Source organism: Eubacterium sp. AM46-8 (assembly GCF_003466705.1).
Lineage (GTDB): Bacteria > Bacillota > Clostridia > Lachnospirales > Lachnospiraceae > Lachnospira.
The window spans coordinates 1-22,474 of record NZ_QSEU01000006.1; the positions used below are offsets into that span (position 1 = coordinate 1).

At 35.3% G+C, this 22,474-nt stretch carries 14 protein-coding genes; 13 read left to right on the forward strand and 1 reads right to left on the reverse strand.

Features of this window, described 5'->3' with window-relative positions:
• Window positions 1-130 precede the first annotated feature (130 nt).
• The 8 genes from DW963_RS05395 to DW963_RS05425 are packed head-to-tail and all read left to right on the forward strand — an operon-like array spanning window position 131 to window position 9,337.
• On the forward strand, window positions 131-916 hold the full coding sequence (locus DW963_RS05395; protein WP_117914157.1) for a hypothetical protein: 786 nt from the start codon (window positions 131-133) through the stop codon (window positions 914-916).
• 22 nt (window positions 917-938) lie between these two features.
• Window positions 939-2,264: an O-antigen polymerase gene (locus tag DW963_RS05400; protein ID WP_117914158.1), complete on the forward strand. Its 1,326-nt coding sequence runs from the start codon at window positions 939-941 to the stop codon at window positions 2,262-2,264.
• A gap of 9 nt (window positions 2,265-2,273) precedes the next feature.
• On the forward strand, window positions 2,274-3,041 hold the full coding sequence (locus DW963_RS05405) for a glycosyltransferase family 2 protein (RefSeq protein WP_117914159.1): 768 nt from the start codon (window positions 2,274-2,276) through the stop codon (window positions 3,039-3,041).
• Window positions 3,042-3,052: 11 nt separating this feature from the next.
• Window positions 3,053-3,229 (forward strand): hypothetical protein, encoded by a 177-nt coding sequence (locus DW963_RS13265; protein WP_158568624.1) that lies wholly within the window; start codon window positions 3,053-3,055, stop codon window positions 3,227-3,229.
• A 12-nt stretch (window positions 3,230-3,241) separates the two neighbouring features.
• Window positions 3,242-4,441 (forward strand): polysaccharide pyruvyl transferase family protein, encoded by a 1,200-nt coding sequence (locus DW963_RS05410; protein ID WP_158568625.1) that lies wholly within the window; start codon window positions 3,242-3,244, stop codon window positions 4,439-4,441.
• 2 nt (window positions 4,442-4,443) lie between these two features.
• Window positions 4,444-5,994 carry a lipopolysaccharide biosynthesis protein gene (locus tag DW963_RS05415; protein WP_199669360.1) on the forward strand — a complete coding sequence of 517 codons (1,551 nt, stop codon included), beginning with the start codon at window positions 4,444-4,446 and terminating at the stop codon, window positions 5,992-5,994.
• A 21-nt stretch (window positions 5,995-6,015) separates the two neighbouring features.
• Window positions 6,016-7,170, forward strand: coding sequence for a Coenzyme F420 hydrogenase/dehydrogenase, beta subunit C-terminal domain (locus tag DW963_RS05420; RefSeq protein ID WP_117914161.1), 1,155 nt, complete (start codon window positions 6,016-6,018; stop codon window positions 7,168-7,170).
• Between the two features lie 34 nt (window positions 7,171-7,204).
• Window positions 7,205-9,337 (forward strand): hypothetical protein, encoded by a 2,133-nt coding sequence (locus DW963_RS05425; RefSeq protein ID WP_117914162.1) that lies wholly within the window; start codon window positions 7,205-7,207, stop codon window positions 9,335-9,337.
• Window positions 9,338-9,416: 79 nt separating this feature from the next.
• Here the strand turns inward: DW963_RS05425 and DW963_RS05430 are convergent, their stop codons facing one another.
• Window positions 9,417-10,271 carry a hypothetical protein gene (locus DW963_RS05430; RefSeq protein ID WP_117914163.1) on the reverse strand — a complete coding sequence of 285 codons (855 nt, stop codon included), beginning with the start codon at window positions 10,269-10,271 and terminating at the stop codon, window positions 9,417-9,419.
• Between the two features lie 340 nt (window positions 10,272-10,611).
• Between DW963_RS05430 and DW963_RS05435 the strand changes: the two genes are divergently transcribed.
• The 5 genes from DW963_RS05435 to DW963_RS05455 all read left to right on the forward strand — a co-directional run bounded on the left by DW963_RS05435 (window position 10,612) and on the right by DW963_RS05455 (window position 22,455).
• On the forward strand, window positions 10,612-13,068 hold the full coding sequence (locus DW963_RS05435) for a BspA family leucine-rich repeat surface protein (RefSeq protein ID WP_117914164.1): 2,457 nt from the start codon (window positions 10,612-10,614) through the stop codon (window positions 13,066-13,068).
• Window positions 13,069-13,216: 148 nt separating this feature from the next.
• A complete protein-coding gene (locus DW963_RS05440; protein ID WP_117914165.1) occupies window positions 13,217-13,591 on the forward strand; it encodes a hypothetical protein in 375 nt (124 codons plus the stop codon).
• 143 nt (window positions 13,592-13,734) lie between these two features.
• Entirely contained in the window at window positions 13,735-17,490 is a 3,756-nt protein-coding gene (locus DW963_RS05445) for a hypothetical protein (protein ID WP_117914166.1), read from the forward strand.
• Window positions 17,491-18,072: 582 nt separating this feature from the next.
• Window positions 18,073-21,780 carry a leucine-rich repeat protein gene (locus DW963_RS05450; protein WP_117914167.1) on the forward strand — a complete coding sequence of 1,236 codons (3,708 nt, stop codon included), beginning with the start codon at window positions 18,073-18,075 and terminating at the stop codon, window positions 21,778-21,780.
• 411 nt (window positions 21,781-22,191) lie between these two features.
• On the forward strand, window positions 22,192-22,455 hold the full coding sequence (locus tag DW963_RS05455; protein ID WP_147347582.1) for a hypothetical protein: 264 nt from the start codon (window positions 22,192-22,194) through the stop codon (window positions 22,453-22,455).
• Window positions 22,456-22,474 lie beyond the last annotated feature (19 nt).

Consider the following 22,474-nt stretch of genomic DNA (forward strand, 5'->3'; position numbering starts at 1 on the left):
ATAAAAGAGATGAATTAATATATAATAATGATTTTATAAAGTTTTATGAAGAAATTAAACAGGATGTAGTGATGAATTAATATATAATAATGATTTTATAAAGTTTTATGAAGAAATTAAACAGGATGTAGTGGATAATTCTAATAAAGAGTTGAAAGAGCTTATTAAATATCTTAAACAGTTTGATTTTAGTAAAAAGATTGCAATTGTTGATATAGGGTGGGGTGGTTCTATGCAGAAAAATCTTATCCAAACACTTAATAATCAAGGAATATCTAATGATATAACTGGTTATTATTTAGGATTATCTAAGAAATCAAAACAAAATTTGGGCGCAAATGGATATAAGGCAAAAGGATATTTGTTTGATTGCCTTAATAATGATACTGATACCGATATAGTTATTGCTTTCAGACCGTTGTTTGAAACTCTCTTTTTAGAGCAAGCAGGATCAGTAAAATGTTACGAAACTCAAAAAGATGGTAAAACTATTTCTGTAAGATATGAATATGAATATGTTAAAGATAAAGAGTTGTCACATGAAGCCAAGAAAGTACTTAATATTCAGACCGGTGCGGTTGACTTTGTAAGAGCGTTTAAGGATAGCAAGGTTTCGGCGTATATTAACAGTGACAAAGAGATACTGTTTAAATATATATATGAAACTGGAACAAATCCTAATATGGAAGATGTGAGAAGGTTTGGCGATTTTATCTTCTTCAATAATGGTTGTGGAAATTATCTTGCTAAACCACAGAAATTAAGAAAGTATATTGTGAATCCTAAAATGTGTCTATCTGACTTATCGGAATCACAATGGAAATTAGGATTTTTAAAATATATAATTAAAGTACCTTTTCCATATTTACGGTTATATCTTATGTTACATAAGATGAACAATAATGAGGAAGATTAAGATTGAAAAGGATATATGAACAATGATATACATTTTAATGGCTTGTGTGATAGTGTTATTAATTATTAATGTGTTTCTATTTGATAAAGATATAACTGCGCCATCTTTTTTGATAACTTCAGCATTTGCGGTTTCAATATTATGTTGTTGTGTATATGCTAATACTTGGAAATTCTCGGATTATAGACTTTTGTTGATTGTTGTTACGGGTTTGTTAGGGTTTTCTATATTCAGTTTTATTACATATGCGCTTGATAGAAATGCTAATGAACCAATAGCATATCATTTTGAACCAATAATTATAAGTGATTTTAAATTGTTTATATATCTTGTCTTTCAAGTTACTTTATATGGTATGTTTTTGATTACTATTGCTAAAACAATAGGGGATTTTTCTTTGCTTAATATATCAGAAATAATAGGAGAATATTATAATGCTGGAAAAAATGGAGAAAGTATATATAGCTCGGGTGTTGTTAATGCAGGAATAATTCTTAATATGCCAGGAATATATTATATGATATATTTAGCTGTTAATAATATAATAACAAAACAAAAGAATAACAAATTGGTATATATAAATATAGCAGTTGGTATGATGGGGGCTTTGCTCAGCGGAACACGTACAACATTTTTTATGTATATAGTTGCGTTTATTGTTGTTTATATAATACTTTATCAAAGATATAATGGCTGGAAGGAAAATATTAATATAAGTAATTTGTGTAAAGGAATATTGATAGTTATATTGGCAGTAATTGTTTTTAATATACTTTTTTCAATACAGGGTAGAAAGTTATCTGATATAACAGTTTTTGATTTGATTGCTAACTACATTGGAGCACCTTTAAAGAATTTAGAACTTTTTATTAAAGATGGCAGAGTGAAGACAGATGTTATTGGAGGAACTACATTTTATGATACTTATAAATGGATTAATGAAATGGTTGGTTCTGAATATTTTGCGGTACCTAAGGTATATAAATATAGATGGATAGATGGAAAAATTCTTGGAAATGTATATACTCAGCTTATGCCATTGTATAATGATTTTGGAATAATAGGCGTATTTATATCAATGGGACTATTGGGAATGTTTTGTCAAAAAATATACGATAAGATTAAGTTTACAAGATGTGGCGGAAATGTAGATTATAGACTCCTTTTGTATGCATATATTTCATTTTCGATAGTATTTAGTTTCTTCTCTAATAAATTCTTTGAAATGGTATTTGCAAGAGCGATAATATATTATCTTATAGGAATGATTATATTTGATGCGTTTTTTTGCCATTTATATGTAAAATATGGGGAACTTTTTTTAGAGTATGAGAAGATAAAGGATTAGGATTGATATATGGTAAATAATTTGGTGTCAATTATTGTTCCTGTATATAACAGTAAATACTGGCTTGACAGATGCGTAAAAAGTATATTAGGACAGACATATCATAATATTCAGATAATACTTATAGATGACGGTTCACAAGACGGTTCTGCTGCTTTATGCGATGAATATGCAGCAGATTATGAACAGGTGAATGTTATTCATCAGCAGAACCTCGGGGCAGGAAGTGCAAGAAATGCAGGATTGCAGTATGCTGATGGCGAATATATATGTTTTGTGGATTCGGATGACTGGATAGAATCGGTGTTTGTTGAAAAATTAGTAAATGGAATTGCTGACGCAGATGTATCAATATGCGGATACAGCATATCGGATGACTCAGAAACAGGCAGTGATTCTAAGGGCGAAGTCAGCTGTGATAGGCTTGATGTATTAAAAAGGATGTTTATGCCAGGCTATCCGCCAGAAGAGGCGTGTTATGGATATCTGTGGAATAAGTTATTTAAGAAATCAATAATTGAAAAGTTTGATATAAGATTTAATAATTCATACATTATGTGGGAGGACATGCTGTTTTGCTGCAGATATATGGAGCATATTGATAAGGGGATATACTGTCACGATAGATTATATCACTATAATATTAATAATGAGACAAGTCTTAGTCATAAAGTGACAGCAGAGGTTATGGATTCGTGGAATCTCGCAGCGGAAGAGATAGAAAATATTATATCAGATATGGCATTAACAAAGAAATTCAATATGATGCAGTATTAGAGGATTTATATATGAAGACGTTAATTGCCTATGCAAAAGAGAAGAAAATCTGTGATATACGAAAAGAAACCGTACAGTATCTTAATAGGCAGAAACATCTGCTGAGAAAGAAATATAGAATATATTTAGCGATATACAGAGTATCTCCTGTATTATTTCAGAATATTAGTAATTTATTAAGTGTATAAATGAGGACATATATGATTGGAATTATAACTTTATATTATAACAATTATAATATTGGCGGGCTTCTTCAGGCCTACGCATTACAAAAGACACTTGAAGATAACGGAATTGAGTCAGAACAGCTGTCAGTGTGGCATTATAAGAAAGAGTCTGTCAGCTTTAGCAGAAAATTAACAAGCAAAGCAATCCGTATGATAAAGAATCCGGCAGCAGAGATAAAGGCAACAAAGCATAACCGAGAGATGGAATGGCGTAAAAATGTGATATCAGCTGATATAGAAAAGCGTCAGAAGCATATGAGAGATTTCATGCAGGAGATACCTCACAGCAGTCAGATATATACACCGGACAATATAAAGGAAAGTCTTAAAGATTATTCAGGATATATAGTTGGAAGTGATCAGGTATGGAATGATGATTATATTGATAAGAATAACATGATGATAAATATGCTTCAGTTTGTACCGGATGACTATCCTAAGATTTCATATGCGGCAAGTATTGGAAAGAACAGTGGTTTTAAGGACTGGTTTGTTGAAATGCTTGGTGGGCTTAAGAATTTTGATTCGGTATCAGTAAGAGAAAAGTCGGCAGCAGACATAATAAAAAAATATACAGGAATTGATTCGCAGGTTGTATTAGACCCGACACTTATGCTTACAGATGAGGATTGGAAAGCATTAGTACATAAAGAAGATAATAAGAGTGATAAAAAATCATATATATTTACATATTTTCTTGGACAAGATAAAGCAAACAGAGAGTTTGCAGAAGAATTAAGCAGAAAAACATCTATGGAAATAATTAATTTTGCACATGCAATCAATTATTTTAGGGATGAGGATAAAGAGTTTGCGGATGAAGCGGTAATGGATTATTCGCCAAAAGATTTTATAGATTATATTGCAGGCGCATCAGTTGTAATTACAGACTCTTTCCATGCAACAGTATTTTCGTTAATATTCCATAGGCCTTTCTATACACTCACAAGGCAGAGTGCAGATGGAATTAAGTCAATGAATTCCAGAGTAGTTGATTTACTTAATACATATGGATTGTCTGACAGATTAATAGATGCACAGGAGCAGGTATTTGACGGTAATATTAATGATATTGATTTTAGCACATTTGATAATATGATTAATGAGCAGAGAAAGAAATCAATAACATTTATAAAAGACAGTCTTTTAAATCATAAGGGTGGAAATAATTAAAAATGAAAATAGACAGAACGAAAAATGCGGGCCGTAACATAGTGTTTGGATGCATGCTTAAGATATATCAGATAGTTATGCCGTTTATCATGCGTACACTTATGATATATTACATGGGTATCCAGTATCTGGGACTTAACAGCTTATTCACATCTATTCTACAGGTTCTTAATCTGGCTGAATTAGGTGTTGGAAGTGCTATGGTGTACAGCATGTACAAGCCGATAGCAGTAGATGATAAGAAAATGATATGTGCATTAATGAAGCTGTACCGCACATATTACAGAGTAATTGGAATAATAATAGCATTTTTAGGATTATGCCTTGTGCCTTTTATTCCGAAATTAATAAAAAGCGATGTTCCAGCGGATATTAATATATATGTTTTGTACATATTAAATCTGTCGGTTACAGTGCTTTCGTACTGGCTGTTTGCGTATAAGAACTGCCTGCTTGATGCACATCAGAGAACAGATGTGGCAAGCAAGGTTACTCTTGTTACCAATACATTACAGTATATAGTGCAGTTCTTTACGTTATGCTTTTTAAAGAATTATTATGCTTATATAATTGTTTCGCTGGCAGCGCAGGCACTGACAAATATACTTACAGCAGTTGTAACAACCCACATGTATCCTGATTACAGACCTGATGGAAATCTTTCAAAAGAAGTTATATCAGGTATTAACAGAAGAATAAGGGATTTATTCACCTCCAAGTTAGGCGTGGTAATAGTTAATTCAGCTGATACCATAGTAATATCAGCATTTCTTGGATTGACAATGCTTGCAATATATCAGAATTATTTCTTTATAATGAATTCAATAATTAGCATTGTGACAATTATATTTGCAGCATGTACTGCGGGAATTGGAAACAGCATAATCGTTGAAACCAAAGAAAAGAATTTTGCAGATCTTAGAAAATTCACACTTATAATAACATGGATAGCGGGATTCTGTGCTATATGTCTGCTGTGTCTGTATCAGCCGTTTATGGAGATATGGGTTGGAAGTGAGTTGAAGTTAAACTTTCTGGCAGTAGTGTTTTTATGCATATATTATTTTGTGTATGAGGTCAACCAGTTATTTACAACATATAAGGATGCTGCAGGAATGTGGCACGAAGACAGATTCAGACCGCTTGTAACGGCACTGGCAAATCTTATAATGAATCTTTTGATGGTACAGTTCTGGGGTATATACGGAGTAATTATATCGACAGTAATATCTACGCTTTTTATAGGCATGCCGTGGCTGTTACATAACCTCTTTACAGTAATATTTACGAAAGACCAGATGATGCAGTATGTAAAGAAATTGTTATTATATGTTGCCGTTACTGCAGTAGCTGCAGTTGTAACATATGGTTTATGCAGTCTGGTTAATGCAGGAGCAGTAATGCAGATTATTATAAAGGGTGTTATATGTCTTATAGTTCCTAATGTGATATATCTGGCTGTATATTACAGAACGTATGAATTTAAGCAGACTGTAGCACTTGCAGATAAAATGCTTAAGGGTAAGGTTACATTTTTAAAGAAATTAATGTAAGAAGAAAGAACGGGGAAAGATATGATTAATATAATTGATAAAAAGGACTGTTGTGGATGCAGAGCATGTGAGGTGCAGTGTCCTGTTAATTGTATTAAGATGAAAGCAGATAATGAAGGCTTCTGGTATCCTGAAATCAAGATTCAGGAATGCGTAAGATGCGGAATGTGCGAAAAAGTCTGTCCGATTCTTAATAAGACTTCTAAGACAGGAAAGACAGAGACTCTTGGAATACTTGCTAAGGATGATGATATCAGAAAGAACAGTTCATCGGGCGGTGTATTCAGCCTTATAGCCCAGTTAGTTATAGAGCAGGGCGGAATTGTATTTGGGGCTTCATTTGACGAGAATATGATGGTTCATCATATTGGAGTGGAGAGCACTGAAGGACTTGAAAAACTCAGAGGCAGCAAATATCTGCAGAGTAATACAGAGAATACATACACAGAAGCACAGAATGAATTAAAAAAAGGCAGGCTTGTGCTTTATTCGGGAACAGCATGTCAAATAGAGGCATTAAAAAATATTCTAGGCAGAGAGTATGATAATCTTATTACAATAGACATACTGTGTCATGGAGTTCCAAGCCCGAAGTTATGGAAGAAATATCTTGACTATCAGGAGAAACAGGCTGGGGCAGCAGTAAGAAAGATAAGCTTCAGAGATAAGAGCAAGGGCTGGCGCCTGTTTAGTGTAAAACTGGAATTCGATAATGGAAAAGAGTATTGCAAAGACCTTAATGAAGATATATTTATGCAGATGTTTCTTAAGAACATATGCTTGCGTCCATCATGTCATGACTGTAGATTTAAGGATATAAACAGAAACAGTGATATTACAATCGGGGATTTCTGGGGAGTTGAAAATGTATTGCCAGAGCTTGATGATGACAGAGGAATATCAGTTGTTCTTATACATTCTGATAAAGGCAGGGAATTGATACAGAAAATAGCAGGTGAATCGCAGATAAAGCATGTTGAGACTGATAAAGCGCTTCCACCCTCAGCTGATTCAAGACGTTCTGTATCAATGCATAAAAAAAGAGAAATGTTCTTTAATAACATAGATACTTATGATATAACAAAGTTAGCAGGATATGTAAAAGAATCCAAGATAACAATATTTATACATAAAGTTATCTGTAAATTAAAAAGGATGATGAAGATAAATGCATAAATATTAATGGACAACAGATAAGGAGAATTAATACATGAAGGCAAAAAGTATGAAAAAGATACTGAGTAGAATTGCTGCGGTATTAAGCGTTGTAACTGTTATTGTGTCATCGTCAGTGGTGATGGCGGGTGCTGAGATTGTAACCAGTTCGGATTTTATATCTACATCATATTCGCATGATTACAGCAGATGGGCATCTGTTATCAGGTCATATCTTGTAGGCTGTGATGATGGACGGCTGATGAGAGTATATTCAGGAAGCAAAGGCTATTATGTTGAATATTATGATTCTGATTTTAATCTGTTAGAAAGCAAAACAATTGATAAGGAACTCAGCTTATTCGGAGGATTCTATGCTGGAAAAGATGCTTATTATATTGTATCAGGACAGAATAATCCGGATGAGTCGGCGAATGTTGAATGTTTCAGAATAACTAAATACGATAAGAACTGGAACAGAATTACATCAACAGGGCTGTATGATTGTAACACATATAGTCCATTTGATGTAGGAAGCCTCAGAATGACAGAAGCATCAGGATATCTTTTTATAAGAACAGCACATGAAATGTATAAAACAAAAGATGGATATCATCATCAGGCAAATGTTACAATTCAGCTTGATGAAAGTACTATGAAGATTACAGATTCATTTACTAATGTAAGTAATAGTTCATATGGATATGTAAGTCATTCATTTAATCAGTTCATCAAGACGGATGGTAATCATATTATAGCTGTAGACCATGGAGATGCATATCCTAGAAGTCTGGCATTAATTAAATATAATACAGATTTTACTGAAGGACAGTTCTGCTCTAATATAAGATATTGGTGGGATAGTAATCAGCATGCAGTTGTAAATAATAGTTGTGATGTTACGGATTTACTTACAATATCAGGACAGATAGGAGATAATACAACGAATGCGACAATAGGAGGCTTTGAAATAAGCAATACTTCGTATATTGTTGCAGCAAGTTCTATTGATCAGGAAAAGCAGGAAGGCTTAAGAAATATATATATTCTTACACAATCTAAGGAAGATGGAACAGTAAAGTCTAATCAGATTACAGATATAAGCGGTAAATATAATGTTACATCTCCATATCTTGTGAAGATAAACAATAATAAGTTCATGGTTATGTGGACAATTAAAAATGATAATACAGTATATTATGCTTATATTGATGGAAATGGTAATCTTATAAGTGACATTAGTACAATGAGCGGACAACTTTCAGATTGTGAACCAATTGTTTATAATGGAATGGTGTTATGGTATGTATGCAGTAATAAAAAGATTACTTTTTATGGAATTAATACAGATGGTACAACATTTGGAGATGAACTTAAAGCTTCTATGACAGCATCTGATGGCGGAAGCACAATTACATTCACAGCTGATGCACAAGGTGGAATGGGAACACATACATACAAGTTCCTTGTATATAATAAGACAACAGATACATGGGCAAGGATTCAGGATTATTCAGAGAATAATACACTTGTATGGTCAAAAGGAACATCTGGAGACAGAGATTTCTATGTGGATGTTAAAGACAGTACAGGCAAGGTGGTAAGAAGTAAGGCGGTCAATATTAAGATTGATAAGCCGACAGCAGAACTTACACCAAGTTCATCAACAGTTTCAACAGGAGACAAGCTTACGCTTACAGCTTCAACTAATAAGAGTGGCTGTACATATAAGTTCTTAATCTATAACCCAGCAACTAACCAGTGGTTTAAGTTACAGGATTTCGGAAGTAAGAACACATATACATGGACAGCAGGAAGTGATGGAACAAGACAGTTCTATGTAGATGTTAAAGATTCTGAAGGTAATGTTACAAGAAGTAAGGTTGTCAATGTGACAATTAAAGGAACGTTATCAGTAAAGGCAGCGGTAAGTGCAAACACATCAAAGCCGGGAGATAAGATAACATTCACAGCAGTAGGAACTGGCGGAAAGGCAGGTTATACATACAAGATGGTTGTATACAACAAGACAACCAAGACATGGGGACTTGTTCAGAACTTCAACGCTAATAACAAGATAACATGGACAGCCGGAAGTGCTGGGGACAGAGAGTTTTATATCGATGTTAAGGATGCAAGCGGTAAGGTTGTCAGAAGTTCGGTTATGAATGTTAAGACGAGTAATTAATTGAAGCGGAGCATATAAATATAGCGGGGTTATAGGCAATTTTGATAGGAAACATCTTTGCTGTAACTCCGCTTGTTTACTACTTATTATTAAGAGCCTTTTCAGCTTTTAAATAATCTTCTTCTGAGTATTTAGTAAGAATCTGTTCTTTGGTAAGTCCTAGTTCAATCATTGTAATAATTGCAGTCTGGCGTTCTTTCTGCATGCCTTTAAGTTCGCCATTGCGTTCACCTATACGCTGCCCCTCAGCAACTCCTTTCTGAACCCATTCATTTTCCATCTCTTCAACACATTTCCACATGGCAGTTTCACCTCCATTATCTGATTCATTAAATATATATGACAACTTGGAAAATCCAGTTATTGTGGTTATCAGATTAATGATTTCGCTATCAATAGGTTTATTAGTGTATTCTTCAGACAATCCCTGAAGATTCTTAGTATATATCTTCTGTGTGATGTCAAATACACTTTTCACATCTTCATTATAAAATTGATAACGCCCGGAATCAAGTATCTGTACAAGATTTATCTTGTAGTCAGAGAATAATGGATGCAGTTCTTCTGGGATATCTGTCATCATATCAGATAACCTGACTGGGCCATCCCATGGAGATTCTCCATAATAGAAGATAAGCGTAATTATAGGGTGGATTTTGTCTGATTTGTTAATGCCGGACAGGAAACTTTTATCAGAGTCAAAGTCATTCTCTGTCCTGTGCAGGTTACGGAATTCATTACATTCCTTAAGATAACCGAGTCCGTCATAAAGTAAAGCCCTTACAGGCATGGCATAATGCGGATTGGTCTGGAGTTCTAGTCCAAGAATGGTAAATTCAATACCATTGTAGAACTTTTTGATAATATCTCTTGTCCTGACAAGAGATTCATTGTAATCAGTGAATTGGATGATGCCTGAAACGTCAGTGTCCATCTCAGTGAGTTCATCAGGATTAATAACCTGCCTGCCATTGAACGCTACGGCATTGAAGAGGTCGGCAAAGCGTTCATTGTTACGCCAGAAGGTTTCATGGCTGTATCAGGTTTATCAATCTTTTTCTTAATGTTATTCTTTCTCATAAATCGCCTTTCTAAAATGTTAAATGATGCACCATATATAATATACTAAAAATAATAATACATAAATATAAATAAGTCAAGAAAACAAATACAAAATAAATATAAAGAATATAACTGCGATTTAATTAAACATAGAAAAATATTGTCATGCATGATATGATTAATTCAAAATATGAGGAAAGGAAATATGTTATATGAAAAAGTTATTAAAAAGCAGTCTGGCAGCTGCATCGGCTGCGGTAATATTTGCAGGAAGCATGCCATACACAGCTGTGAATGTATTAGCGGATGGCAATGAAACGGTGAATGTTCAGGAAGCTGATAGTGAAGTGTATACGGGTTCGTGGGGAAACTGTAAGTGGACATATGATAATGGAACGCTTACGATTGGAGGCGGAACAGCTAAAGGTTCAAGAACATGGGGAAGTTATGTTTCAAGTATTGAAAAGGTGGTTATATCTGGAAGAATTACATTAGATGAAGGAAATACATTGTATGGATTGTTTCAGAATATGTCATCTTTAAAGACAATAGAAGGTCTTAATAATCTGGATACAAGCAATGCAATAACGATGGCTTATATGTTTGATGGATGCTCATCATTAACAAAGTTAGATTTGAGCAGTTTTAATACCGCTAGGGTGTATGATATGTTAGGTATTTTCTATAATTGCAAATCTTTATCAGAGTTGGATGTAAGCAGCTTTAACACAAAAAATGTTATTAATATGTCTCTTATGTTTGCTGGTTGTAGTTCATTAACATCATTAGATGTAAGTGGATTTAATACTAAAAATGTAATGTCAATGGCTAGTGTGTTTGCTAGATGTTCATCATTGACATCACTAGATGTAAGTGGATTTAATACTGAAAAAGTAACTTGTATGTCTTGTATGTTTGCTGAATGCAAATCTTTATCAGAGCTGGATGTAAGTAACTTTAATACAAGTAATGTTACAGATATGAGCCTGATGTTTTCACTTTGTAAATCGTTAAAATATTTGGATGTAAGTAAATTCGATACAAGTAATGTTACGAATATGTTTTGTATGTTTCAATCAGTACAATGCGAGGAACTTGATGTAAGTAATTTTGATACATCTAAGGTAACTAATATGAGTTGTATGTTTGGCAATGCTACACAATTAAAGAGTCTTGATGTGGAAAATTTTGATACATCAAATGTTATTAATATGTCTTATATGTTTGGAAATATGACATTAGAGAGTCTTGATGTAACAAACTTCAATACCAGTAATGTAACAGATATGTCAAAGATGTTTTATGGTTGTCGTAAACTTTATAATTTAGATATGAGTAGCTTTGATATGAGCAAAGTTACTAAGATAGATAAAATGTTTTATGCAGACAGTTTTGTATCTGTAAAAATGCCTGCTAAATTTCCTGAGGATAAGGACACATTTGTACAACAGTTTAAATCTGGAATTAGATCTGGTAAAAAATGGATGGATGAAACGACAGGTATAGAATATGACAGTGTGTCATCAATTGGGGTTTCAGAAGGGCATACATATAAATATATTCCAGAAAAGATGTATGTTGGTATTACTACAACTAACACGTTAGATGGTAAAAAAATTAGTGCAAATGTTAAGGGTGGCGCATATGATTATAAATATAAGTTTATAATGTACAATCCTAAATCAGGTAAGTGGACACTTCTCAGAGATTATAGTTCATCAAATACATATACACTTGGTATGACAGGCTCTGGGAATAAAATTATATATGTAGACGTTATGGATGCATTAGGTGATGTAAAAAGAGCATCAGCAACAGTTACACTTACTGGACAAGAGAAACTTTCTGTCACAGCCAGCAAGAATGAATCAGATAATCAAGTTATATTCACAGCCAATGCAACAGGAGGTTCATCTGACTATACATATAAATTTATTGTATATAACAAAACAACAGGAACATGGGGAGTAGTGCAGAATTACAGCAATAAGAACACATGCACATGGACAAAGGGCGGTGCCGGAGACAGAGATTTCTATGTTGATGTTAAGGATTCAGATGGAAATGTTGTAAGAAGCAAGGCGATGAATGTTAAGATTGAAAGCAGTAAGCCGACAGCAGTACTTACACCAAGTGCAACAACACTTTCAGCAGGAGGCAAGCTTACACTTACAGCTTCAACTGATAAGAGTGGATGCACATATAAGTTTTTAATCTACAATCCTTCAACAAACCAGTGGTTTAAGTTACAGGATTTCAGCAGCAAGAACACATACATATGGACAGCTGGAAGCAACGGAACAAGACATTTCTATGTAGATGTCAAGGATGCAAATGGCAATGTTACAAGAAGCAAGGTTGTTAATGTAACAATTGGCGGAGCAGGAGCTTTATCAGTAAAGGCAGCTGTAAATGCCAGCACAACAAAGGTTGGAGATAAGATAACATTCACAGCAGAAGGAGCAGGCGGTAAGGCAGGCTACACATACAAGATGGTTGTATACAATAAGACAACTAAGACTTGGGGACTTGTTCAGAACTTTAACGCTAATAACAAGATAACATGGACAGCAGGTAGTGCCGGAGACAGAGAATTCTATATTGATGTCAAGGATGCTGATGGTAAGGTTGTCAGAAGTTCAGTGATGAATGTGAAGACAAGTAATTAATAATTGGATATTTGATTTTAAAAATGGAATATTAGATGTTGATAATGCTGTTAATCCAAGCAACGAAACCTATATATATTCAACAGACCTCACATTCGTAAAATGGATAGATGGTCCAAGTGACAATGCATCAACTAAACAGTGGTATATGCTTCGTGATTACAGCAGTGATAGTACATTTGTATGGACAGCTGGTTCAGCCGGAGAAAGAAATATATATGTTGATGTTAAAGATTCAAACGGCAATGTTACACGAAGTAATACAGGCAAAGTGATTGTAAGAGATACATCAGTTCTTGATATTGAAGTATCAGCAAGCTGTACTACAGCATCTGTGGGTGATACTGTGAAGATTAAGGCTCAGGGCAAAGGCGGTGTGCCTGGATATACATATTGTCTTCATTACATCAATACAGCAAGTAATAGTTATTCATCAGAATGTGACTTTACAAGCGACAATGAATTTGAATATAGATTACCAGACAATAGTGCAGGCGGCAGCATGCATTTTAAGCCGGAGTGATGAATAATCACTCCGGCTTTAGCATTATAAAAGAATTTTTGCAGCTGTTTTTATTATAACCTTGAACTAAAGTACATATAGTGATAACATATCAATAAAGCAATATGTGAAACAATTAAATAACCGTACGAGGAGGAGATGCCATGAAGAGTTTTAAAACATTTGCAAAGAAGCTACTGGTATGTTTAATTATAGCAACGTGTGTTGTAAACAGTAATTATTACGCTGTTAATGCGTCTGTACAAGATGAAAGCAGCACCAGAGCTGTTGGAACAGTAACTGGTATACAGGATAATGATACTATAACGGTAGTTATGTATAACAACTACATTTCTTATAATGCACAGACAGATGCGGATGGGGGTTATGCATTTAACGATATAGCCTGCGGAACATATTTTATTAAGATAGACACAGCAGGATACAGTATTCCAGACCCGCAGAAGGTTGTTGTTAGTGAGGGTGTAAATGAGATTCCCCAATTAACGGTTTCGAAGATGAGTGACACTGATTATTATTATCAGTGGAAAGCGGACGAGACGTATTTTGGATATGAGGAAAGTGCCGGTATAGTGGAACCTTGGAAAGTGGAATTTATGGATTCAGATATGTATCCAAGTGATTCATCGGCTTCTGTAAAATTATATGATGAATATGGAATTATATTAAGTGATGAGGAAGAATCGTGGAGTGCGGATTATGCGGCGAGATTCTATGAATTATACAGTGATATACCTAACTATAATACTAAACAGAGCAAATGGGTTCTCACAAAGAAGCATATCAATAACGATTTATTAATTACATATGGTGATGAGACTGATGTTGTTGAGATATCAATAGATGCTTTTAATAATTCAGTACCAAGAAAAGCTAAGGTAAATGAAACTGTTGGTACATATTTTTCAAACAGATTGTATAACGCACTTGTTCGTTATGTAACACGTTCAGGTGAGGATGTTGATGCTGTTGATTATATTTTGACTAATAAATTCGGCTGTTCAATTAAGATTCAGGACTATGAGCAGCTTACTAAAGGCGTAACTGATGAAACTGAGGCGGCTTTCCAGATGTTTAAGTCGGAGGAGCTGGTTTCTATTCTCAGCATGTTTCAGGAGATGCCGGAGGGATTTCATAAAATTGATGGTTTGAAGTATCTTGTCAGAAGAACAGATGGTACTAAGAATCCTATTTATCCAGAGGCAGCAGCTGTGTCATGGGTTAATAATGACCCGGGATATATTGAATTTATGGAATCTTCATTTACAGGGGAGCAGATATCAGATACATTCAGGCTGATACTGCATGAGAAGACACATTTTTTATGGAAGTATCTTTTTTCGGATTCGTTAAAGAGCAAATGGAAAGAGATAGGCGGATGGCATGAGGATAAAACTGCTGCATCCGGCTGGTCAACAAGCAAGCAGACGGAGTTTGTCTCAGCCTATGGACATGACATCAATCCTGATGAGGATATGGCAGAATCTGTAGCTTCATATATTGTCAATCCAGATAAGCTTGAGGCGAGAGCCATTGAAAAATATAATTTTATAAGAGATTACATTATGAATGGCGAAATATACAAAACGCAGATAAGAGGAGATCTGCAGTTTGATGTATATAATCTATATCCAGATTACGCATATCCGGGAAGAATTGTTGATATGAAACTGGAAACTACAGGTAAAGCCGAGGAAGACAAGCAGGTTAAGGTTACTATAAAGCTTGATACACACGGTGATTCTCAATATGGTGCAGACAACGCTTTGATGCGTATAACTGACTCCACAGGAAATCAGATGTATGAGACATGGCTTTATCCGGTAGATGGGGATAATTCCGAATTGTCAGGTACATTTGACATCAGCAGATATTCTAACTGCGGTTATTGGAAATGTACGTCATTAACTTTACACGATAATGCCGGCAATGAAAGATACTGTAATGATAATAATTTTGGCTGGAAACTGTGCATCAATAATCCGCTTGCAGATACAACTGCACCTGAGTATGTTGATGATTCTATGCATATAGACACAACAACAGAGGACATTGGTGAAGGGCATACTGTTACTCATGTATTTGTAAGGTTTAAGGCACAGGATAACGTTAAGTTAAAGGAAGGCATTAACAGCTGTTATTGTGAGATTGCAAATGAATCAACAGATTCTTACTCAAAGGCTGCCTGGGGAATAATTGATCAGGCAACTGGAATATGTACTGTTCAGTTTGATTTTTCTGAATATCAGTCATCTGGCGTATATGCAGTTAAGCATATTGAGATTGCGGATGAGGCAGGAAATATTGCACGTTATAATTTCTATAAGGATGGTTCAGGAGCAAAGAGTTATACGACATTTAAATATGTGAGTGATAAATCTGATTATGAAGCACCGGAGCTGGATGTCAACAAGATATCTATATCAGCAGTTCCTACACATCCAGAGAATCCGGATGGCGAGACAAAGGTGGCTATAAAGGTTTACATAAGGGATGATTTGTCAGGTTTTAATTATGGCGGATATGAACTTTTAGACCCTCAGGGAAATATTCATCATTACTGGTTCTATTCAGATAGTTATGATAAGACATATTTTGAGGGTGATCCTGCAGAATGGAAAGAGTATGATATTAATGTTATTCTTCCTAAGGGTTCAGCACCGGGTATATGGGGACTGAGGTGCATGGATGTTATTGATATTGCAAGTAACAGAAGCAGTTATAATTTCACGGAGATTGTACATTTTAAAGTTGATGAGAACAATAATCTTGAGGTAAAAGCTGAGGCAGACCAGTCGGAGATTGAAAAAGGCGGTACAGTAACTATAAGTACTCATTTGAGCAATGAAGGCACAGGCATATATACTTACAAATATATTATGTATGATCCGATTGCAAAACAGTGGACTAAGTTAAAGGATTACACTGCTGACAGCACATTTGCATGGACACCTGAATATGCGGGTGAAAAGTGGATATATGTTGATGTCATGGACGCAGGCGGCAAGGTTGTAAGAAGCAATGAAGTGAAGATAAATGTTTCAGGAAGCAATGATGAATTGTCATGCGAAATGAGTAATGATGCGGGTTCACGTCCTATAAGCGGAAAGAGGATTACTTTCACGGCTTTGGCAAAGGGTGGAAACGGAAGCTTTACTTATAAGTTTATTGTCTATAATAAAACAACTAAGGTATGGGCTAAACTCAGGGATTATTCTGAAAACAACACATTTGTATGGACTGCGGGCGATGCCGGCGACAGGGAGTTCTATGTTGATGTTAAGGACGGCCTCGGCAATGTGGTAAGAAGCAGAGTTAATAATATTGTTGTAGTATCTAAGCCTGTTGCGGAGCTCAAGGCGAGTGCAGCTGCGCTTTCAGCAGGAGAAAAGCTTACTCTTACGGCTTCAGCTGGTATAAGTAACTGCACATATAAGTTTTTAATCTATAATCCGGTAACTAACCAGTGGTTTAAGCTGCAGGATTTCAGCGGTAAGAACACATTCACATGGACATCCGGAAGCAGCGGGACGAGACAGTTCTATGTTGATGTCAAGGACGCTGACGGCAATGTTACAAGAAGCAAGGTTGTCAATGTATCAATCGGCAGCGAAGGGGCATTGTCAGTTAAGACTACAGTAAGCGCCAAGGCATCAAAGCCGGGAGATAAGATAACTTTCACAGCAGAAGCGTCAGGCGGTAAGGCAGGCTACACATACAAGATGGTTGTATACAACAAGACAACTAAGATGTGGGGACTTGTTCAGAACTTCAACGCTAATAACAAGATAACATGGACAGCCGGAAGCACAGGAGACAGAGAGTTTTATATTGATGTTAAGGACGCTGATGGGAATGTTGTCAGAAGTGCTGTTATGAATGTGAAAACTAGCAATTAATAATTGGCGGATTGAATAATTGGTTAATTAAATAATTGATTATGGAAAGGGCTGGTGCTCTGACGATTGAGAGTCGTTGGGGTGCTGGCTCTTTTTTGCGTAGTTGCTGTGTTTGTTTATGTGTTTTGCCGAAAAACCTACTAACGCTTATTATATGAATAATTGCGTATGTCTTTTTTATCTTGAATTAAAACAAAGACTTGCAAGAAGCCTACTAATTCAATTGTTGTTATGAATTTCGTGGGTGTTTTGCGACGGGATTTTTGTGTTTTTTCTTCCAGCATGTCAATAGTTTGATGAAAAGACCTACTATATTTGCTTAAGGCAGTTGTTTAGTAGGTCTTTAGCTGCACTAGAGTGATGAAACACTGGTATGGAAACCTACTAGATTGTATAAAAACGGCATTTTCGTAGGTGTTATGCTTTTGCATCACTCTAATTTAGTTTTATGTACATGTGGTGTAATTACTAGTGATAATTTTTACTATATATTTGACTAAATTGCTTGATTAATAGATGTTAGCAGGTGTATCATTTGTATGAAAAATATTTAATGTTTCATAGAGAAACAGAAAGGGGATTATGAAAAAGAAGATAAAAAGAGCTGTTGCGACAGGAATGTCGCTGGCAATGGGAACAGTTATTATGACATCAGATGTAATGGTGTCGCCAGTTATGGCATCACAGGTAAGTGGAGATAATTCTTATGCAGTAGAACTGTATGCGTCAAGTGATGCATCTTATAATGGACTATATTATTCAACAAGTGGTTCATATGCGACGATTACCGGGTATGATGGGGAGAGTACGGATATCGTTATTCCAGAAAAAATAGGCAGTTATACTGTTAATGCAATTCAGTATGGAGCATTCAGCAATAACAATAAGATAACAAGTGTTAAGATACCAGCCTCGGTAACTAAAATAGGAGGTAGCTATAATACAGGAGCATTTGAAAATTGTGCTAACTTAAAGACAGTTGTTATTGCAGCGGGTACGCAGAATGCTTATATTGGTGGCAATTCATTTAAAGGGTGTACCTCTTTAAATGAGATTACGGTGCCAGGGAATTATACGATGATATATTCTTATGCTTTTCAAGATTGCCGTTCACTTAAGAAATTTACATACTCTAATAATGGAAACAACAAAAAGATTGATAATAATGCATTTAGTGGTTGTGCATCGTTAGAGAGTGTATCATTACCAGATTCACTGACAAATATTGGCTATGAAGCATTTTCAAAATGTGTATCGCTTACATCTGTAGATATTCCAGAGGGTGTTACAACAATTGGAAGTGGAGCATTTAACGGTTGTAAGCTTTTAAATAAGATTACAATACCTTCGACAATAAAGACAATTGGAAGCGACTATGGTACAGGAGCATTTCAAGATTGCACATCATTAGCATCTGTAACCATAAAAGAAGGAATTCAGGCTGCTACAATGGGCGGTAATACATATTCAGGCTGTACAGCAATTACTTCAATTGTGATTCCGGGTAATTATAGTGAAATACAGCAGAGTGCTTTTGAAAATTGTAAAGGTTTAAAAACTCTTACTTATTCGCCATCAGTAAAGGGAATAACTCATAAAATTGCATCTTATGCTTTCAAAGGATGCCAGTCTCTTGCACAGGTTACATTAGGTACAGGTCTTGAGAGCATTGATTCAGAGGCATTTTACAATGACAGTATGATTGCAGAGATTAATATTCCGGCTGGAGTAAAGTCTATTGGACAGAATGCATTTGCTAATTGTACAAGACTGTCAAAGCTGACACTTCCAGAAGGACTTGTTACTATTAAGTCTGGAGCATTTCAGTCATGTAAATCTTTGAAGTCAGTAGAGATTCCATCTACAGTAACAAAGGTGACTGACAGTTATACAGCAGGAGCATTTGAGAACTGTACTGGTCTTACAAATATAACATTTAAACAGGGAATTGCAGAGGCGGTTATTGGACAGGATTGTTTCAGCGGATGCCAGTCTCTTTTATCAGTTGTTATTCCTGGTAATTACAGCAAAATTGGTGATGGCGCATTTCAGAATTGTACATCATTAAAGAACGTAAAGTATGATGAATCAGTTAATAACATTGAGCATACAATAGGCAGTTCAGCGTTTAGAGATTGCAAATCTTTGACAAGCGTAACACTTGAAAAAGGACTTAAAACAATTGATACACATGCATTCCGCAATACTAACATTGATAAGCTGAATGTACCAGAGGGAGTTACTAAGATAGCTGCAGCTGCATTTATGGACTGCAAGAATCTTACATCTGTAAATGTTCCTTCTACAGTGAGCAGTATTGGAGGAACATATTATGGAGGTTCTTTCGAGAATTGTTCAAAATTAACATCTGTTAATATTGCAGGAGATAAGAATATTGAGGCTGTAATTGGCGATAGAGCATTTAAGAATTGTACAATGTTAAAAAATGTAGTTGTACCGGGTAATTATAACAGCGTAGGTGATAGTGCATTTGAAGGCTGTACAAGTCTTACAGGTTTTGAGTATAAGAAGAGTTCGTATGATTTTGCTAATCAGAGCGTAGGAAGTTATGCATTTAGTGAGTGTACATCATTAAAAGATGTTAAGATCCCTACAACATTGGCTTCAATAGGAAGTTATGCATTTTATAAATGCTCTTCATTACCACAGGTTGTAATTCCAGAAGGTGTAAAAACAATCGGTAATAATTCATTCCAGTATTGTAATACACTGGAATCTGTCACAATTCCATCAACAGTGGAGAACATTTCCAGAAATACTTTTGATGGATGTGCCAAATTAAAAAATGTAATAATAGCTAAAGGTGATACAGATGCTAAGATAAGCTCATATGCATTCCAGAACTGTACTTCATTAGCAAGTATATCAATACCTGGTAATTATGTAAGCATAGATAATTATGTATTCAGCGGTTGTACAAGCCTTGAAAAATTCTCATTGGAAAAAGGAATGTATGGTTATAATAACCAGTCTATAAGTGCATATGCTTTTGGATATAATAATAGTCTTTCAATTGCATCACTTCCTTCTACACTTGGAACAATAGAAAAAAATGCATTCTACAATGTTAAATCAACATTTGTAATTGAAGGTGAAGCTGGATCTGAGGCAGAAAGTTATGCTAAGACAAATGGAATAACATTCAAGAATTATTCACAGCCATTGTCAATTAATGCGGTAATATCACCATCAGGAAGTGCTAAGGATGGAGATGTTATTAATATTCAGGCAAATGCATCAGGCGGTTCTTCAGATTATCAGTATAAGCTTGTTGTTTATAATGAAGATACAGGCAAATGGGGCGTTGTTAGAGATTACGGTGAGACAAGCGGATTTACATGGGTATCTTCACCTGGTTCAAGAAGATTCTATGTTAAGGTTAAGGACAGTACAGGAAAGGAAGTATTAAGTTCTGCACTCATAAGCATTAACAAGAAGCTTGAAGCTAAGGCGTCATATAAGTATGTAAATAATAACATTGAATTTACAGCATCAGGTAATTATGGAAGCGGTAACTACCAGTACAAATTCATTGTTTACAATGTAGATACAGGTAAATGGGGAATTGTTCAGGATTACAGCAGTAAGAATACATGCGTATGGAATGCATCCGGAGCATCAGCAGGTAACAGAAAGTTTTATGTTGATATTAAGGATTCAAACGGAACTGTTGCAAGAAGTGCAGCAATGAATATTAGTACACAGACAGGTCTTAATGTATCACTTAAATCATCGGCATCACAGGTTAATCCGGGCGCTTCAGTAAAGCTTACTGCTAATGCTGCAGGAGGAAACGGAAGTTATCAGTATAAGTTCATCGTTTATAACACAGCAACAAAGCAGTGGGGTAAGGTTCAGGATTACAGCAGCAGTAATACATGCACATGGGTTGCAGGAGCAGCAGGAACAAGACAGTTCTATGTTGATGTAAAGGATGAAAGCGATAAGGTTGTAAGAAGTGCTGTTAATACTGTTAATGTTGGAAATGGTATGAGAGTTACTGCCACAATAAGCACAAATGCCAATAAAGTCGGCGGTAAGGTTACAATAAGCGGTGTTGCAACAGGCGGAGCAGGAAACTATCAGTACAAGTTTATTGTATACAACAAGACAACTAAGACTTGGGGTCTTGTTCAGAATTATAATGCTAACAACAAGATAACATGGACAGCCGGAAGTGCCGGAGACAGAGAGTTTTACATTGATGTCAAGGACGCTGAAGGTAAGGTCGTAAGAAGTTCAGTAATGAATGTTAAGACAAGTAATTAAATACTAACTGTATAATTGGATGATTGACTGATTGGTCATGGAAAGGTTGGTGCTCTGACGATTGAGAGTCGTTAGGGTGTCAGTCCTTTTTTACGGGTAGTGCCATATGTATTTTATCTTGAATGAAGCCGGCGAGTTGCCAAAGACTACTAAATTATGTAAAAAATACATTTTCGTAGGCATTATGCTTTTGCCGTACTCAAACTTAGCTTTGAGTACATGTAGAGTGGTTGCCACTGACTTATTCTACAGTCTGAACAACAATCATGAGTGATTCATAAATACAATTTCAAACGGAAGAAAGATAAAAAATCTACATCGGATTTTTCAACCCATTGCATAATTCTAATTCTTGATATATAATATAATGACATATGAGATTATATTGCTACGAAGAGCCGATAGGAGGATATGATGACAAGAACATACGCTGTTAAGTATAAGAGTAAATCAAAGATGTTAACAACACCTGAGCAGATTGCCCAGACTGAGGAAGATATCAAGGCTTTAGAACTTGTTAAGGACGCAGTTATTAAGGAAGACGGACAGGTTGTTTCTGTTGAGGTTGAGAATGAGGAAGATTTCGAGAAGGTTATGGACAGAGTAGTCAACATTTTCAGAAGAATTGATGACAAGTCGGAGGTTTCATACAAGTTCGGTCTTAACCGTGAATAATTCCAAGACTATTGATTAG

Excerpts from the sequence above, each read along its gene's own strand:
- DW963_RS13265 (WP_158568624.1), top strand. The coding sequence starts at position 3,053 with ATGAAGACGTTAATTGCCTATGCAAAAGAGAAGAAAATCTGTGATATA.
- DW963_RS05430 (WP_117914163.1), bottom strand. The coding sequence starts at position 10,271 with ATGGACACTGACGTTTCAGGCATCATCCAATTCACTGATTACAATGAA.
- DW963_RS05410 (WP_158568625.1), top strand. The coding sequence starts at position 3,242 with ATGATTGGAATTATAACTTTATATTATAACAATTATAATATTGGCGGG.
- DW963_RS05420 (WP_117914161.1), top strand. The coding sequence starts at position 6,016 with ATGATTAATATAATTGATAAAAAGGACTGTTGTGGATGCAGAGCATGT.
- DW963_RS05445 (WP_117914166.1), top strand. The coding sequence starts at position 13,735 with ATGAAGAGTTTTAAAACATTTGCAAAGAAGCTACTGGTATGTTTAATT.
- DW963_RS05415 (WP_199669360.1), top strand. The coding sequence starts at position 4,444 with ATGAAAATAGACAGAACGAAAAATGCGGGCCGTAACATAGTGTTTGGA.
- DW963_RS05455 (WP_147347582.1), top strand. The coding sequence starts at position 22,192 with ATGATGACAAGAACATACGCTGTTAAGTATAAGAGTAAATCAAAGATG.
- DW963_RS05450 (WP_117914167.1), top strand. The coding sequence starts at position 18,073 with ATGAAAAAGAAGATAAAAAGAGCTGTTGCGACAGGAATGTCGCTGGCA.
- DW963_RS05435 (WP_117914164.1), top strand. The coding sequence starts at position 10,612 with ATGAAAAAGTTATTAAAAAGCAGTCTGGCAGCTGCATCGGCTGCGGTA.
- DW963_RS05400 (WP_117914158.1), top strand. The coding sequence starts at position 939 with ATGATATACATTTTAATGGCTTGTGTGATAGTGTTATTAATTATTAAT.
- DW963_RS05425 (WP_117914162.1), top strand. The coding sequence starts at position 7,205 with ATGAAGGCAAAAAGTATGAAAAAGATACTGAGTAGAATTGCTGCGGTA.
- DW963_RS05405 (WP_117914159.1), top strand. The coding sequence starts at position 2,274 with ATGGTAAATAATTTGGTGTCAATTATTGTTCCTGTATATAACAGTAAA.
- DW963_RS05440 (WP_117914165.1), top strand. The coding sequence starts at position 13,217 with ATGCTTCGTGATTACAGCAGTGATAGTACATTTGTATGGACAGCTGGT.